The 15,260-nt window shown below is 63.5% G+C and carries 12 protein-coding genes; 3 read left to right on the top strand and 9 right to left on the bottom strand.

What is annotated here, in order from left to right; all coding sequences use genetic code 11:
- Positions 1 to 46: 46 nt before the first annotated feature.
- The 9 genes from tssA to PO883_RS00475 all read right to left on the bottom strand — a co-directional run bounded on the left by tssA (position 47) and on the right by PO883_RS00475 (position 11,462).
- Complete coding sequence (gene tssA / locus PO883_RS00515) at positions 47 to 1,096, bottom strand: type VI secretion system protein TssA (RefSeq protein WP_289308034.1); 1,050 nt, start codon at positions 1,094 to 1,096, stop codon at positions 47 to 49.
- Positions 1,093 to 2,793, bottom strand: coding sequence for a serine/threonine protein kinase (locus tag PO883_RS35020; RefSeq protein ID WP_373890021.1), 1,701 nt, complete (start codon positions 2,791 to 2,793; stop codon positions 1,093 to 1,095). The genes tssA and PO883_RS35020 overlap by 4 nt, the downstream gene beginning before the upstream one ends.
- On the bottom strand, positions 2,790 to 3,494 hold the full coding sequence (gene tagF, locus PO883_RS00505) for a type VI secretion system-associated protein TagF (RefSeq protein ID WP_289308033.1): 705 nt from the start codon (positions 3,492 to 3,494) through the stop codon (positions 2,790 to 2,792). Before tagF ends, PO883_RS35020 begins: the two co-directional genes overlap by 4 nt.
- Positions 3,494 to 7,120, bottom strand: coding sequence for a type VI secretion system membrane subunit TssM (tssM, locus tag PO883_RS00500; protein WP_289308032.1), 3,627 nt, complete (start codon positions 7,118 to 7,120; stop codon positions 3,494 to 3,496). The genes tagF and tssM overlap by 1 nt, the downstream gene beginning before the upstream one ends.
- On the bottom strand, positions 7,117 to 8,451 hold the full coding sequence (locus PO883_RS00495) for a DotU family type VI secretion system protein (protein ID WP_289308031.1): 1,335 nt from the start codon (positions 8,449 to 8,451) through the stop codon (positions 7,117 to 7,119). Before PO883_RS00495 ends, tssM begins: the two co-directional genes overlap by 4 nt.
- Positions 8,448 to 9,836 (bottom strand): type VI secretion system baseplate subunit TssK, encoded by a 1,389-nt coding sequence (gene tssK, locus PO883_RS00490; RefSeq protein ID WP_289308030.1) that lies wholly within the window; start codon positions 9,834 to 9,836, stop codon positions 8,448 to 8,450. Before tssK ends, PO883_RS00495 begins: the two co-directional genes overlap by 4 nt.
- Entirely contained in the window at positions 9,833 to 10,351 is a 519-nt protein-coding gene (gene tssJ / locus PO883_RS00485; RefSeq protein WP_289308029.1) for a type VI secretion system lipoprotein TssJ, read from the bottom strand. The genes tssK and tssJ overlap by 4 nt, the downstream gene beginning before the upstream one ends.
- Before the next feature lie 112 nt (positions 10,352 to 10,463).
- Complete coding sequence (locus tag PO883_RS00480) at positions 10,464 to 10,826, bottom strand: hypothetical protein (RefSeq protein WP_289308028.1); 363 nt, start codon at positions 10,824 to 10,826, stop codon at positions 10,464 to 10,466.
- Positions 10,827 to 10,940: 114 nt separating this feature from the next.
- Positions 10,941 to 11,462 carry a hypothetical protein gene (locus tag PO883_RS00475; protein WP_289308027.1) on the bottom strand — a complete coding sequence of 174 codons (522 nt, stop codon included), beginning with the start codon at positions 11,460 to 11,462 and terminating at the stop codon, positions 10,941 to 10,943.
- 469 nt (positions 11,463 to 11,931) lie between these two features.
- Between PO883_RS00475 and PO883_RS00470 the strand changes: the two genes are divergently transcribed.
- The 3 genes from PO883_RS00470 (at position 11,932) to nosZ (ending at position 15,258) form a co-directional block, all read left to right on the top strand.
- Positions 11,932 to 12,684 carry a hypothetical protein gene (locus PO883_RS00470; protein ID WP_289308026.1) on the top strand — a complete coding sequence of 251 codons (753 nt, stop codon included), beginning with the start codon at positions 11,932 to 11,934 and terminating at the stop codon, positions 12,682 to 12,684.
- Positions 12,573 to 13,076, top strand: coding sequence for a DUF5110 domain-containing protein (locus PO883_RS00465; protein WP_373890020.1), 504 nt, complete (start codon positions 12,573 to 12,575; stop codon positions 13,074 to 13,076). The genes PO883_RS00470 and PO883_RS00465 overlap by 112 nt, the downstream gene beginning before the upstream one ends.
- A 259-nt stretch (positions 13,077 to 13,335) precedes the next feature.
- Entirely contained in the window at positions 13,336 to 15,258 is a 1,923-nt protein-coding gene (gene nosZ / locus PO883_RS00460) for a TAT-dependent nitrous-oxide reductase (protein WP_289308024.1), read from the top strand.
- The last annotated feature ends 2 nt before the right edge of the window (positions 15,259 to 15,260 follow it).

Here is a 15,260-nt window from a genome sequence, read left to right as displayed (position 1 = left end):
TGAACGAAAACGGTGTGCACATGCGCTAAAAGAGAGGGGGACGGTGTCATGGCTGGGTGCCCATCAGCAGGTCGATCTGGCTGACGCTGTCCGGCGCGAGGTCGCGCATGATGTCGTAAAAATTCATCTGCATCAGCCGTTGCGCGCGCCGCAGCAACAGCGGCGCCGGGTGACTCGGTTCGTGCTTTTCCAGATAAAAGCAGATTTTTTCGAGCATCAGGCGCACGTCGTCGCGGCTGCCCGGCTCCTGCGTGCGCCAGTCCGGAGCGCGCGTGCCCGGCGCTGACGGCGCGGCAGGCTGGCCAACTGCCTGCTCAGGCGCGATCTCGACAGCAGCATGGCCGCTGCCGCTTGTTTCGGCGAGGCGTCGCAGCAGCTTGCCGACGTGCTGGTGTTCCGGCAGCCATTCCGCGCCCAGGTGCTCCTGCAGCAGCGCGACCATCGTGTCGAGCGCCCACTGCGCTTCGCCCACGGCCAGCAGGGCGGGATGATGGTCGTGGCGGGCGCGCGTCAGTTCCATGCGCAGGCGGTCCGGTCCACCCGGGTAGTTCACATGCTCCGGGGCGCTGTGATTGAGTACCGATTCAATCTCGCGCAATGCGAGGGCACCGGGACCGAGCAGCGGCACTGCGCGCAAGTCACGCAGCACGCTCAGTGGCTCGAACAGCGGCGCCAGCGCGTTGGTGCGCGGGAATGGGTCGATGTCCTCGTCGTCCTCGCCGTCTTCCTTCAGGCGCGGGTAGAGATCGGTCCAGTAGCGGCTCAGCAGCCCTGCCACCAGGCGCAAGCCCTGGGCGTAGCCCTGCATGCCTTGCAGGTTGGTCCAGGCTTGCGCCAGCAGGGCAGCGATGCGCAGGTCCTTGCTTTGCAAAATCAGCTGCTCACCCTGACGCGCGACCTCACGCCAGTCCGGCGCTTCGGCCGCGATGATGGTGTCGCCGTATTGCTGCTCGGCGCGCGGCTGCGCGGCGTGCATCAGCGCCAGGAAGGGGGCGGCATATTCCAGGTTGGGGCCACAAGGCGATGCCTCATCGACCGGCGCGAGCAAGGTGCCGAGCAGGGCTGACTCGGCGCAGGGAGCCTCGAGGAGGTTCATGGCTGGCCCGATTTGAAAGCGTGGACAACATCGGGCGCGGCTGCGCCGGCGGTCACCTTCAGTTGCAGGCGGTGCGGCGTCAGCGCTCCATTGCGCACGTCGATCTTGTAGTCACCGGGCATCAGCTGGAGTGACTTCATGGGCGGGCTGACGCCGCGTTTTTTACCGTTCACATACACTTCGCCCCATGGGCTGATACGCAGCGCAACCCGCACTGGCTTGAGCACTGGCGCGGCAGGAAGCTTGGGCGCGGGATCGGCATCAACGACAGCCGGAGGAAGGGCTTCGGGTTCGCTTGTCTGTGCCGGCAGCGGCGGGGACACCGATACCTCGCTGCTGTTGACCTCGGTCGCAGGCGCTACCGGCTCTGATGAGGTCGTCACGACTGGCGTTGCGGGCGTCAGTGGCGGTGCCGTCGCGACTGGCGTTGCGGGCATCCGTGACGGTGCCGCAGCGTTCATGCCTGCTGTGGATTGCGGCAGCTGCGCGCTTGCCGTCACAGGGGCCGGCGCAAGGTTCACCAGCCACAGCACTGCAACAAGGGCCACAGCCAATGCGCTCGCGCCGAGCACCCACCAGCGTGCTTTAGGTGTCGGCGCGGCGCGCTCGCCGGACGACGCATGGGGCGTGGCCGACGCGGACCTGACAAGGGCGTCGCGCGGCGCGCCTGGCGGGGGCGCCGGGCTGGCTGGAAGCGCGGCTTCTGTTGCCGCTGGCACCGCAACGCTCGCCACCGGCGCCACCGGATCGACAGCGCTGTAATGTCCCGGCGTTGCCGACGTCAGGCCCAGCAGGGCCGCAAACGCACCGACCGATTGCGGCCGCTCTTCAATGCGCTGGCGCAGGGCCGCATCGGCGGCGCGCAGCAGGGTGGCGCTGTAGCGCTGGGTGCTGCCTTCAAGCGGCTGGTAGTTGTCTGAAATGCTGCGCACGACCGCCGCTGGCGGCAGCTGGCCCGACACCAGGATGTGAATGACCGCGCCGAGCGCATACATGTCGGTCCACGGTCCCTGGGGAAAGGCCGGGTCGTCGGTGTATTGTTCGATCGGCGAATAGCCGGGTTTGAGCATGATGCTGGCATCGTCGACCAGGTCGCCGATCAGCTTGCGGGCCGAGCCGAAATCGAGCAGGACCGGGGTGCCGTCCGGCTGCATCATGATGTTGTCGAGGGCGATGTCACGGTGGAAGCACTGGGCGCGGTGCAAGGTTTCAAGCGCGCCCAGCAGGGCGGCCAGCATGCGCATGATGTCCGCTTCGCTGAGGGCGCGCCCGCCCGCCAGGCGCTGCTTGAGGGTCAGGCCTTCGTAGCAGGGCGTGGCCATATAGGCGGTGCCATGGGCTTCCCAGAAGCGCAGCACCTTGATCAGGCCCGGATGGTCGAACCTGGCCAGCAGGCGCGCTTCATTGATGAAGCCTGCCTGGCCGCTTTTGAAGGTGGCGGCGAAACGTTCGCCGCGCAGCGCGATGCTCAGGTCGCCCTGGCGCGCCGCCAGCATGGCCGGCATGTATTCCTTGATCGCCACCACGCGAGCGAGCGCATGGTCGAAAGCGCGGTACACGATGCCAAAGCCGCCGACACCGAGCACGCCGGTGATTTCGAATTCTTCCATGCGGTGGCCGTTGGGCAGCGGGCGCGTGTCGGCGCCCGACGCTGCCGCCGGTTCGATCAGGACGCTGGCGTTGGAAAAATCGGTCATACGGATCCTTGTTGGGGACCAAACAGGCGGGCGAACAGGGCATTGTTCAGCTGTCCGGTGTGGGTGCAGGTCTTCAGGGGCGAGCCGTCGCCCTGGTTGGTCCACCAGAAGCTGGTGGCGCTGGCGGCGTCGAAATACAGCGCCAGGTCGGGGCTGGACTTGGCGTGTTGACGGGTGCCGGCCTGCGCCTGGCGCCAGAACGCGTCCCGCTCCACGGCGGCGCGTGTGCTCATCGGCGCTGTGTTGACCTGCGCCAGGGCGGCGCCCAGGCGGTCGATGGCGTGGCCGTGGCGGATCGCCTCCAGCAGCGCCTGGCCGAGCGCGCCGTAAAATTCGTCGCAGCGCTCCAGCATGCCGTTATGGAAGGCGCCGATCGGCACCGGCCACAGCGCCGCGACCGGGTAGTAGCGGCCAACCCGGTCGCAACTGGGCGCCAGGACGCCGAGCTGAACCGAGTCGTGGCCGAGTCCCGCCGGGAGCAGGAAATTCCACAGCGGCGCCACGGCATAGTGCGTGGCCAGCATGCCTGGGCCGGCTTGCTGCAAGGCCGCTAGCCCGTTTTGCAGCCAGTGCTCCCAGTCGCCCAGCAGGGCGTAAGGCAGTTGCTGCCGGACGAAGTCGCCAGCCGACGGAATCTTGCCGAACCAGCCGACCGGCGCGCTTGCGGCGCCGTGGACGAGGGTGTTGAATGGGCCGTTCATCACACCCCTCCCGGGCAGGAAAAGCTGGCCAGTTGGGCCAGGCGGAACGGGTTGCGGGCACTGCTGGCGGTCACTTCGAACACGGCTTTGGCGCCGTTGACCTCGAAGGTCGCCAGCATTTTTTCCGCGTCGCGCTGGGGCGCCAGGCTGGCGCGGTCGAACATGCGGTGCAGCGCCCAGGCGCCTTCGGTCATCAGGGAAGCACTGCTGCCGTTGCTGCCGGTAAGCTGCACGCGCACCTGGTTGCGCCCTGCCGGGCCGGGCCATTGAATCGGCGTCGACACTTGCGGGCCGTGGGCGTAGCGCACTGCCTGGCCGTCGATGTCGATGACAAACTGGGCGATGGAAGCGTCCATCCGGACCGGCTTGATCTCGAGCCGGATGGTGGGGGTACGGGCGCCGCCGGCGAAATACACATCACGGATGACGACTGCCTGCTCAAAGGAATCGAGGTAGCCGGCACGGGCCTTCTGTTCGCCCTTGAAGCGCCATGGCCGTACCGCCGTATCAACCTGGCTCGCCAGGTTCTTCTGGAAAAACTCGTCCATCAGGGCGCCGGGCGCAAAAATCTGGGCAAAGTCGCCAAGCGCCATGTCACGCGAGGAGCCGCGCACGAACGGGTAGCGGCCAGCCACGCTTTGCTGGCAGTAGTGGCCCACGTTGGCGGCCACATTCTTGCCAAGCTGCTGTTGCAGCACTTGGGTAACGTTGTTGCCGGACGAATTGGCCAGTTCGCCCAGCATGCCGCGAAACGGCGTCGGCAGGCGGCCGGCTTCGGCCAGGATCTTGCTGAGCACCTGATTCGGTGGCGGCGTGACGCCGTCGCGCAGGGCGGTTTCAGTGGCGGTCAACTGGGCATACAGCTCGCCGAGGGTCTCGACAATGCCTTCGATGGGCGCCTTGCCGCCTTTTGCGCGCGCTGTCGTAAATTCGCGCAGCGCGGCGAAGCGCGTATCGACCAGCATTTCCACCCGTTCCGCGGCGGCCGCCTCCGGCTTGCCGTTGGCCAGGTCGTTCTGGCCAAAGATCTGGCTCAGGGACGAGCGCGTGCTGTCGAGTTTGTCTCTGGCCTTGTCGACGATGGTGGCGCCGTTGATCTCATCAAGGCGCACCAGCGTGGTTTCCCTGGCTGCGGCGTTCATGACGCGCACCAGCGGCGAGTCAAGGGACGACAGGATGCGCGCGACCTGGATGTTCTGGGCCAGGGTGCCGCCGGTCTTCAGGCGCAGGTCGCCCAGATAGTCTTCCCACACGCGAATATAGTCGGTCAGGTACAGGCGGCGTACCTCGGCGCTCCACGCGGCCAGGTTATCGCCACGCGCCGGCGCGCTTTTTGGCTGGGCCAGGACCCATTTCTCTTCTTCCGCAAGCTTGGCGACGCGCGCGTCCAGCCCGGGCGCGAACAGTTCCCAGTAGCCGCGATAGCTGTACAAGCCGGCCACGCCCTGATTCAGGCTGGCGCCACTGGCGCGGCGAAACACCAGCGGTGCCTGCGGACCGACCACGGTGCCAACATTGAAGGTTGGCAGTTGCTTGTTGCCTTGAAGCATACGCTTCATGGAGCCGTAGGCGCGTTGTGCGAGGGTATGCGTGAGCAGCCGTTCACGCGTTTGCGCCACCAGTGGCTCGTCGATCGCAAACGGCGACGCAACGATCCGTTGCACAAGCAAGCGTTTCAGATGGGCGCGCAGTTCGTCGCGCTGGATGGTTGACAGGGCGTTGCCCAATTGACGTTCCAGGTCCAGCGACAACCACGCTTGAAGGAAATCGGCGTCGTAATGCGCCGGGTCGAACAGCATCAGATACGCCTTGAGCGCGTTGTAGCTCAGTTCCACGTCGCCGCTCGGGGCCTGACGCAGGCTGTCTTCCAGGCGGCGCGCCAGTTGCGGCAGGAACATGTCGTCCAGCGCCCGTTCATAAGCGCGGGTGGACGCAGCTTGGAGCTTGCCGCCCTGGTACATGCCCAGCTGGTAAGCCAGCGCTGGATGTTCCACGTCGAGCACAGTGCTGACGGGCACGGCGTGCAAGGCGTCGAGCATCGGCATGACGCTGGTGATCTGTTCACGGTCGCTCAGCTTTACTCTCCCGAGGCGTTTTTCAAGCGCTGGCAGGCGCGCTGCGACATCGTTGACGTAAGCCTGGTTGGCGCGGTAGCTGTTCAGCCATGCGAGCGAGATCGCGATCGCCAGCACGGCGGTGGCGGCATAGCCGGCTGCGCGCAGCCAGGATTGCTTCTTCTGCCAGCGGTCATTGATGCCGGCCAGGCCGGCTTCCTTGAAAATGATGTCTTGCAATAAGCTGCGCAGAAAGAAGCTGCGGCCGGGTTCGCCGATCTGCGGCGAACGCTGGCCGGTATTGATCTGCAAGAAGTTCTTGATACCGCCCAGGACCCGGTCGAACACGGTGCCTTCCTGGGTGCCGCTGGTAAAGTACACGCCGCGCAGCAAGGCGTTCGACTCGAATTTGGACGACACGAAGACGTGCGCCAGGAACTCGCTCAGGATGCCCTCCAGCCCGGCAAATTCCTGCGGCAGCAGGTAGGCCAGTTCGCGCTGGCGCGGGTCGTGCTCGGCCAGCAGTTGCTCGGGCAGGCTGGCATACAGGCGTTCCAGCAGTTGCTTATACTGTGCTGAAAAGGCGCCGGGCACATCGAAGCTGCTATCGCGCACGGCGTCCAGCTTGAAGGTCAGGCCCCATACCTGGCTGCGCTGTTCCTTGCTCAGTTGGGCAAAATATTCGGTAAAACCGGCCAGCAGATCGACCTTGGTGATCAGGACGTAGACCGGGAATTGAATGCCGAGCTGATCGCGCAGTTCGTGCAGGCGCTTGCGCAAGGTGAGCGCATGCAGCGCGCGTTCCTGCTCGCTGCTGCCGAGCAGATCGGCGATGCTGATGGTGAGAATGGCGCCGTTCAGTGGCTGGCGCGGCCGGAATTTCTTGAGGAGGTCGACAAAACCCTGCCATTCGCCCTGGTCGTGTTCACGATGACTCTCTTGCATGGTGTAGCGGCCGGCCGTGTCGATCAGCACCGCTTCATTGGTGAACCACCAGTCGCAGTTGCGGGTGCCGCCGATGCCGCGAATGGCGGCTTTGCCGAATTGTTCTGCCAGCGGGAATTCCAGGCCGGCATTGACCAGCGCCGTGGTCTTGCCGGAGCCGGGCGCGCCGATGAAGACGTACCACGGTAGCTGATACAGATACTGGCCCGAAAACCGTTGCAGGAAAGCCAGCTTGCCCTGGCCAGCGTCGGTGGCAAACCTGGCCGTGCGCAGCTTTTCGGACGCGTCCTGGAAGCGCTGGCTGAGTTCATCCAGGTGCGGGTTGGCGGCGCTTGGTGCGGCATTGGCGCGTGCGGTGGGCGTGCGGATTTGCCGCAGCAGCTGGGAGTTCAGACGGGCCGCGCGCCAGTTGCGGTACAGCGCGCGCAGCAGCCAGATGGCAAACACCAGGCCGATCACGCACCAACGCGCCAGTTCGCTCTCCAGCGGGCGCATCTGGCCGATGGCGATGATCGGCCCGAGCAGCCAGACCATGCAGCACAAGGCAAGCAGGCCAAAAAATATCCACAGATGGCGACCGAAGACGACACCGGCCACGCTGCCGAACAGGTTCATAACAAGATTCATGGTGCGGACCCGGTGGCCGGTGCCGCCGGCGGCACCATTAAGGTAATTTCGACGCGACGGTTGCGCGCCCGGTTGGCTGGGCTGTCGTTCGGCACGGCCGGTTCGGCAGCGCCGCGACCTTCTGCGCGCAGGCGGCCTTGTTGATCGAGCAGCCGTTGCAGCACGTTCATGACGCTCCCGGCGCGCGCCACCGACAACTCCCAGTTGGACGCAAAGCGCAAGCCGCGGGTTGGCACATCGTCCGTGTAGCCGACCACCAGCACGGCGCCAGGGACGGCATTGAGCGCCTTGCCGATTCGCTCCAGCAAGGCTGTGTGCGCCGGGCTGCCGCTGACAGTAGCGGCCCCTGACTCAAACAAGCTGTCGCCGCGGATGATGATCGTGCTGCGGTCGCTCAGGTCCAGCACACTGACCAGCTTTTCGGCGATTTCCGTTTCCAGGAACTGCGCCAGGCGGCGCGTTTGCGGTGCCGGGGAGGGCTTGTCGGCGCTGGCGAGCACGCGCGGGACGCGCAGTTGGTCGATCGCGGCATAGACTTCATCGGAGCGCGACGACAGCGACCACTGCAGGCCAATGAACAAGCCGATACAGGCCAGCGCCACCACACTGGCGACTGCCCACAGCGGCACGCTGCGCTGCGCACGCGCCGCCATGACCGGATCATGCCAATGCGGTGACAGGGCGCTGGCGTGCTCGCCGCGCTGGGTGCGGATCAGTTGCAGCAGGCGCTGCTTGAGCAGGTCAAGCTGCGAGCGGCCCTGGTCAAGTACCCGGTAGCGTCCTTCGAAGCCAAGCATCAGGCAGAAATATTGAAGTTCAAGCAGATCAATGTGCTGGGCCGGATAGGGCGCCAGGCGCGACAGCAACTGGAAAAACTTTTCTCCGCCCCAGGTTTCGTTATGAAACGTTACCAGCAGACTGCTGGCCGACCACACGCCACCGCCGCCCCAAGGCGTCAGCGTGGCGGCTTCATCGAGCGTGGTGCAGAGGCAGTAGCGTGCACCGATAATGGTTTCGTTCGCAATGCCCGCTTCCCGGGCACGGGTTTCGAACTGGCGCAATTCGGACAGCAGCTGCTCGCGCAGCATGGCCGGGTCGGCGTGATGCACGGTCGTGCGAATCTGTGGAATGAGATTGAGCAGCGGATTGGCCAGCGCCACCAGCGGGTTGCTGCCGCTGTGGATACGTTGGCCGGGAGGGGGCGCAGCGGCGGCATTGGCTCCGGCGCCGGGCGTGGTGGACGCGCCGCCAGGATTGGGCGCGACAAAATGCTCGTCGCGCCGGCCCAACTGGCCGAGCGGATCGAAACCGAGGGTGTTGGTGGTGTTCATTGACGAATGGCCCAGAATTCCATGGAGAGGCCGGGGAAGTCACCGGCCACGTGCAGCGCCAGGCCGCCGGATTTTTCCAGCTGTTTCCAGAACTCGCCGGTCTTGTCGAGCTCAAAATACGTGAAGCCGGCGTGGTAGGGCAGATAGCGCGGCGCCACTGGCAACAGGCGCACGCCGATACCGGGAAGCTGCAGGAGCACCAGGTCACGGATGCGCTCGACGGCGCCCATTTTCAGTTGCGCCGGGAAGCGCGTGCGCAGCAGGTCGGACGGCATATCGGCATTGACTGCCAATACAAACCCGGCGTCCTGGATCAATTCCAGCGAAGGAATCTGCGCGACGCGAATGCCATTGCCGCGTTCTTGCAGCGGGATGGCGATGGCGTGCTGCTCAAGGACGATCGATAGCGCACGGCGCAGTTCCAGCATCAGTGGCGTAAAAGTGGCTTGCAGATCGTCGTGCAGATAGGGCGGATAGACAGTCGGGCGGCGCTTGTCGGAGGTATAGGTGGCCAGGTCGCAAGCCAGTTTCAGCATGTCCTTGTAGAGCATCTCCGGATGCAAGCGGCTGCTTTGACCCGCATGCCAAGTGACGCCGGTGTAGCGGTTGATCACTTCAAGTAGCAGAAAGTCGGCAAATTCAGCCACGCCGCTGCTGCCAGGCTGCGACAGGCGCTCGGCCAAGGCGTCACCGCGCTGTTGTAGCAGACCATGCAGTTGCGAGACAAACCGTTCCAGCACCGGATGGGCAGTGGCTGCGAGCATCGGCGGGATGTAGCTGTCATCGAGCAGCACCTGGCCATCGTTGCGCCGTTCGTTCACGCGCACCACGCCCACTGACTGCCAGTCCGCATTGAGCGCGGACGCGGGCATCAGGCGCAGGTTCAAGCGGCCAAATTGCAGCACGGCCGGGCCGAAGGCATCGGTGTTGGCGTCTTCAATCTCGAACTCGCCGATGTCATGCCGGGTCCAGCCGGTGTTGGCGGCGGCGTCCTGGTCCGGGGCCTCGTCAGACCAGGAAAAATCGGGCCGGTTGGCACGCCACAAGGGCAAGGCCAGCACGATGTCCTGGTCCTTGAGCTGCGCCGGCACGTCCAGCATGGCAGGGGCATTGTCCGCTTCAAAGGCAAACGGCGTTCCATCAGGCATGACCCCGGCGCCGCTGCCGATTGCCAGTTTTCCCAGTGCAAGCGCGTCCCGGTCCAGCACCAGGCGTGACCATCCCCAGTGAAAACCCTGCATAGGCAGCACGCGCGATTGCACGAAGTTCTCGAGGTAGCGCTCCATCTGCTGGAAATGGTGCGGGCGCAGAAACATGCCTTCGGTCCAGACTATGCGCTGATGCATGCTGCTGGCGATATTCGGATTGGGTGAATATGGTTTCATTTGGTTTTTTGAATCAATGCGATACCGCCCTTGTTAATACCGACCTGCAAGAGAAACTGATCGGGCAAGGTTTGCCAGAACTTAAAGGCATTCAATTGTTTCGGATCTGGCAGGGTTATTATTTCGCGCCACTTATTTTTTTCCAATAACCGGTATTCAGCGACGATGCCAATGGCGGTGACCTCAGGATTGCCCGGTTTTTTGATTGACCGGCTTTCACCTGGCGCCAGCACGATCTGTTCGATTTCCACCAGATCCTTGCCCAGCACCGTTTCGGCCTGGCTTTGCAGCGCAAAGAAATCGGCCGACTGGAAGCTGGCCGGCGAGCGCAGCGCATATACCTTGACCTGGACTGGGGAAGGGCGCTGGCGGCTATCGCCATTCACGTCACGGGCCGCCTGGAAGTCGATGCGATAGGGCGCGGCCTTGGTCGTGGCACTCGACGCGCATGCACTAAGCACCATTGCAGCGATGACGGTAATCAGTGAGCCAATACAGCTGGATGTTGATTGCAATGGTGGCCTCTTGGCTAACGCGCTATTTCACGGACAAGCAAATAAGTTATTACATCGTTGAGCGCTCTGATACAGGCTGCAATCGCGCAGCCGGTAATGAACGGGAATGATTCTAATGTTCAAAAATTACAGGGGTATGACGCAAGGGATATCCGGGGAAGTAAATAAACCGTATAAAAAAGGAAATCATTATTTCCTTTTTAAAGTTATATTTCTTCAGATAAATTGTTTTATGATTTGGACATGAAACAGCAAACGGCCCGGCATCGAGCGAAAGAAAGCATGGATATTGTGAAAAATGCCGTTCGTGGCCCGAGGCGAAGGTGCCGCTCGAGTACAAGGTGATGCAGGCCGGCCTCAAGACGTGGTTGATCACGCAGGCCGGCCTGATGCCGGCGTTGACCATGGCGCGTACGCGGAACAAGCTGAAGGAGGTCGTGCGCCTGGCAATCAAGGCGTAGCGCTTGCCGATCATCGACGCGAGCGGCTGCCTACCGAAGAATCGGGAGCAAGAAGAATGCAGGGTAATTCATCGTATCGGCCTCTCGGAAGACCGGAGCCCTTGCGCGAGGCCGCACGCAGGCATGACTCAAATCGCGGATGACGTCGGAACGCGTTTGACGTTAGGCAGCGCTTCATTCTGAAGCCAGACGATGAATTTCTTCATGTCCGCTTCTCCACCCCGTCGCATCAGCCGGACTTTGAGCAGCCGCAACAAGCCCTGCTCGCTATAGCCATGCAGCGCGGTGCCGGGAATGGTTGCGTAATCGGCGCCCAGAAGACGTTGTTCGCGCTCGGTGACGGCGGGTGACAGGATCGTCCGGACATCTTCCTCGATGATCCAGACCATGTCTTCCACCAGGCACAAGCGGATCTGCGCCCCGTAGTACGCGTAATAGCGGCCGTTCCATTTTTCGGATGCCGAACGGCGCGCGGCGCGCCTGAGCGCCGGGATGATCTCGATGATATCCCTCGCAAAATGAAAGCACCCGCCCGCGCACCACAAAATCAACACGACAGGCAAGGCCGCGCCGAACACGCCGCTGAATGTGCTGGCGATCAGCCACCCCAGCGTGAAGTAGCAGACAAGGCGAAGCGGGAGATAAGGCATGGCGCGTAGCAGCCGTGGTGGCGGCTTTTCAAAGAGTCGGGGCCGGCTTTTCGCCGGGCGAGGGCAGCGATCCGCTGCCCGAAAACCACACATCATACAACTTGCTGATTGTTTAATCATCTTATCCAGCGTAGTATGGACGCGTCGCTGCCGTGACGACCCCGCCAGGGGCTGCCGGCGCCGATTCTGACCTGCGCGAACCCGGCTCCCCGCCTTCCTCGCAACGGCGACAGGCACGCGAGGTACCTGTCTCAGTCATCGCTGTTGGATGCTGAAAGCTGTTCCCTACCCAACCCGTTGGACCCCATCGCCCGTGATGCGTTGCGGCTTGCCGCGCCGTTGTTCACGCCGATCCGGCATTGCCGCAGGCAAGGCGCCGGCGCGCGGGTAGGGATCGTCATGCGCGGCGCAACGGAGCGTTCAGCAAAAGAACGCGCGCCATTCTATATTTGCTTCATAGGAGACAACCATGAAAAAAACCTTACTCGCCGTCAGCGTCATGCTGGCATCGACCGCGCAAGCGGCCACCATCGACGCCAGCACCTTCGTCGGCGCCAGCACACCGCTGCAAACGCTTCCTTACGGCGTGCGCAATTACTCGGCCCCGGTGCTGGTGGGTGGGCTGCACGATCCCGCCAGCTACATGGCCGCGCCCAAGCTGCCGGCGTGGCAGTTCGCCCAGGTCGACCCGACCGGCGGCGTGCTCACCTTCGAGCGCCAGAGCGCGCCGGCGACCGGCTGGCATACCTGGTCGCGCAAGGGCAAGGTGGTGGTCAGCGGCGGCAGCGCGGCCAGGGCCGACCGCGTCTACACCGTCTTCAACGGCCAGCAACTGGTGAACGCCATCAACCAGGCCGGCAACGAACCGAAGATCATCCGCGTGGTCGGCCATATCGACTTGCGCTGGAGCCAGAACAACACGGTGTTCAAGGAATACACCAGTTATTCGGACCAGAAATACGGCGGCTCGATCAACCTGCCGTCGAACACGACCCTGGTGGGCATCAACGATGCCCAGGGCCGGCCGGCGCGCATCACCGGTACCGCGCTGCTGATCGGCGCCGAAATGCCGCTCGCGCCCGGTGGCGACCCGGAAGTGGATTTCAAGAAGTGGATCAAGGATGGCAAGGATGGCGAAGCGTATCCGACCTGGACCCGCAACATCATCGTGCGTGGTACGACTTCTACACGGGCGCGCTGCACCAGGGCGGCAAGACGGTGACGATGAAAGCCCCGGCCGCGCGCATGCCGCTGCTGGTCAAGGCTGGCGCGATCCTGCCGATGGGTCCCGTGACCCAGTACGTGGATGAAAAACCGGACGCGCCGCTCACGCTCACGATCTACACCGGTGCCGACGGCAAATTCAGCCTGTATGAAGACGACGGCGTCACCAACGCCTACACCCGGGGCGAATTTACGCGCATTCCGCTCAGTTACGACGACAAAACCAAAACGGTGACCATCGGCGAGCGCACCGGCCAGTACAAGGGCATGGTGGCCAAGCGCCAGTTCAAGGTCCGTTTCATCAAGGCCGGCGTATCGAGTTCCGATAACTTCGATCTGGCCGATAAGGAAGTCAATTATGAGGGCAAGGCGCTGACAGTCAGGATGTAAGCCCCCGCCACTCCCAGAAGCCCGCCGGCGCCACCGGCGGGCCTTTTTTTACCCCCTACGCTTTCCTATCCTCACACGCCATAGTCACAAAGGCGTAGCCCGCCTACGTCTTCTCCCCACCCCGCACAACCGTCATGCGCATAGGCACTGTCTAGCCCGATCTTTACACTTATCCAGTCGGCATACGTTTCCCGAAGGTCGACGCGAATCAGCGATATGGGGGAGCGTTCCCCCTTGCCCAGAACCGGAGAGTGACATCATGAAGAAGAAGATTCCAGCAACGTCCAGTAGCGCCACCCCAGGCAGCCGCCGCGATTTCCTTGGCAAGAGCGCCCTGGCGGGCCTGGTGACCGCAGGCGCTACCATCGGACTGGCCGGATGCAAGGAAGAGGCCGCGCCAGGCAAGGCCGCCGCGCCCGCCAAGGCCGCCGATACCGGCGAGCACATCAAACCCGGCCAGCTCGATACCTATTACGCCTTCATCAGCGCCGGCCACGGCGGTGAAGTGCGCGTGCTCGGCCTGCCGTCCGGCCGCACCCTGAAACGCATTCCTGTCTTCAATACCGATTGCATGGTCGGCTGGGGCATCACCAATGAATCGAAGGCGATCATCGGCACCAAGGCCGATGGCAGCCTGCAATACACCACCGGCGACACCCACCACGTGCACGGCAGCTACAAGGACGGCACCTACGATAGCCGCTGGCTGTTCGTCAACGACAAGATCAACGCGCGCCTGGCCCGCATCCGCATGGATACGATGGAGTGCGACAAGATCACCAGCCTGCCCAATGTAATGGGCTTCCACGGCATTTTCCCGGACAAGCGCGACCCGGTCGACGCCGCCATCAATTACACCACGCGCGTGTTCTGCGGCACCGAATTCCACATGCCGCTGCCGAACGACGGGCGCGACCTGGACGATCCGACCAAGTGGGGCTGCCTGTTTACCTGCGTCGACGCCGCCAGCATGGAAGTGCGCTGGCAGTGCCGCGTGGACGGCAACATGGAGCTGGTCGCGTCGTCCTACGACGGCAAGCTGGCCGCCGCCACCCAGTACAACACCGAGGGCGGCGCCGACCTGGCCGGCATGATGTCGGCCGAGCGCGACGCTTGCGTGTTCTTCAACGTAGCCCGCATCGAGCAAGCCATCAAGGATGGCAAGGCCACCACCCTGGGCAGTTCCAAGGTGCCGGTGCTGGACGGACGCAAGGCCGCCAACGCCGACCCCGCCACCGCGCTGACTTGCTATGTGCCGGTCGGTAAAAACCCGCACGGCGTCAACGCCAGCCCGGACGGCAAATATTTCGTCTGCGCCGGCAAGCTGTCGCCGACCGCGACCGTGATCGAACTGAGCAAGGTGCTCGGCTGGTTCGGTGGCGAAGTCAAGCTGCCGCGCGACTGCGTGGTAGCCGAACCGGAACTCGGCCTGGGCCCATTGCACACCGCGTTCGACGGCAAGGGCAATGCCTTCACCTCGCTGTTCCTCGATAGCCAGGTCGTGAAATGGAACGTGGATGCGTCGATTGCCCAGTTCAAGGGCGACAAGGCGGCCAAGGTGGTGCTCGACCGTATCGACGTGCATTACCAGCCGGGCCACGGCTACGCGTCGATGGGCGAAACCAAGGAAGCCGACGGCAAGTATTTCAACTCGGGTAACAAGTTCTCGAAAGACCGCTTCCTGCCGGTCGGCCCGCTGCACTGCGAAACCGAACAGCTGATCGATATCAGCGGCGCCAAGATGAGTCTGATGGCCGACCATACCGCGTATCCGGAACCGCACGACGGCATCATCGTGCGCCGCGACGTGGTCAAGACGCGCCAGATTCACACCATGACCGACTTCCCGAACGCGGTCACGCCGGAAACCGCCGGTATCGAGCGCAAAGGCAACAAGGTGCACGTGCGCCTGATGTCGCAGGCGCCCGCGTTCAGCATGCCGATCATTAAGATCAAGGTGGGCGACGAGGTGACCTTGACGCTGACCAACTACGACAAGGTGGAAGACCTGACCCACGGTTGCGCCATTCCGACGTACAACATCAACTTCATCGTCAACCCGCAGGAAACCAAATCGGTGACTTTCAAGGCGGACCGGCCCGGTGCCTACTGGATCTACTGCACCCACTTCTGCCACGCGCTGCACCTGGAAATGCGCAGCCGCCTGTTGATCGAAGCGTAAGC

It is taken from the genome of Massilia sp. DJPM01 (assembly GCF_030348125.1).
GTDB classification, from domain to species: domain Bacteria; phylum Pseudomonadota; class Gammaproteobacteria; order Burkholderiales; family Burkholderiaceae_D; genus Telluria_A; species Telluria_A frigida.
The sequence above is the reverse complement of the archived record's forward strand: the minus strand, read 5'-3'. Positions and strand labels throughout refer to the sequence as shown.

Coding starts and splice junctions, on each gene's coding strand:
- tssA (WP_289308034.1), bottom strand. CDS start 1,096: ATGAACCTCCTCGAGGCTCCCTGCGCCGAGTCAGCCCTGCTCGGCACC.
- PO883_RS35020 (WP_373890021.1), bottom strand. CDS start 2,793: ATGACCGATTTTTCCAACGCCAGCGTCCTGATCGAACCGGCGGCAGCG.
- tagF (WP_289308033.1), bottom strand. CDS start 3,494: ATGAACGGCCCATTCAACACCCTCGTCCACGGCGCCGCAAGCGCGCCG.
- tssM (WP_289308032.1), bottom strand. CDS start 7,120: ATGAATCTTGTTATGAACCTGTTCGGCAGCGTGGCCGGTGTCGTCTTC.
- PO883_RS00495 (WP_289308031.1), bottom strand. CDS start 8,451: ATGAACACCACCAACACCCTCGGTTTCGATCCGCTCGGCCAGTTGGGC.
- tssK (WP_289308030.1), bottom strand. CDS start 9,836: ATGAAACCATATTCACCCAATCCGAATATCGCCAGCAGCATGCATCAG.
- PO883_RS00480 (WP_289308028.1), bottom strand. CDS start 10,826: ATGATCGGCAAGCGCTACGCCTTGATTGCCAGGCGCACGACCTCCTTC.
- PO883_RS00475 (WP_289308027.1), bottom strand. CDS start 11,462: ATGCCTTATCTCCCGCTTCGCCTTGTCTGCTACTTCACGCTGGGGTGG.
- PO883_RS00470 (WP_289308026.1), top strand. CDS start 11,932: ATGAAAAAAACCTTACTCGCCGTCAGCGTCATGCTGGCATCGACCGCG.
- nosZ (WP_289308024.1), top strand. CDS start 13,336: ATGAAGAAGAAGATTCCAGCAACGTCCAGTAGCGCCACCCCAGGCAGC.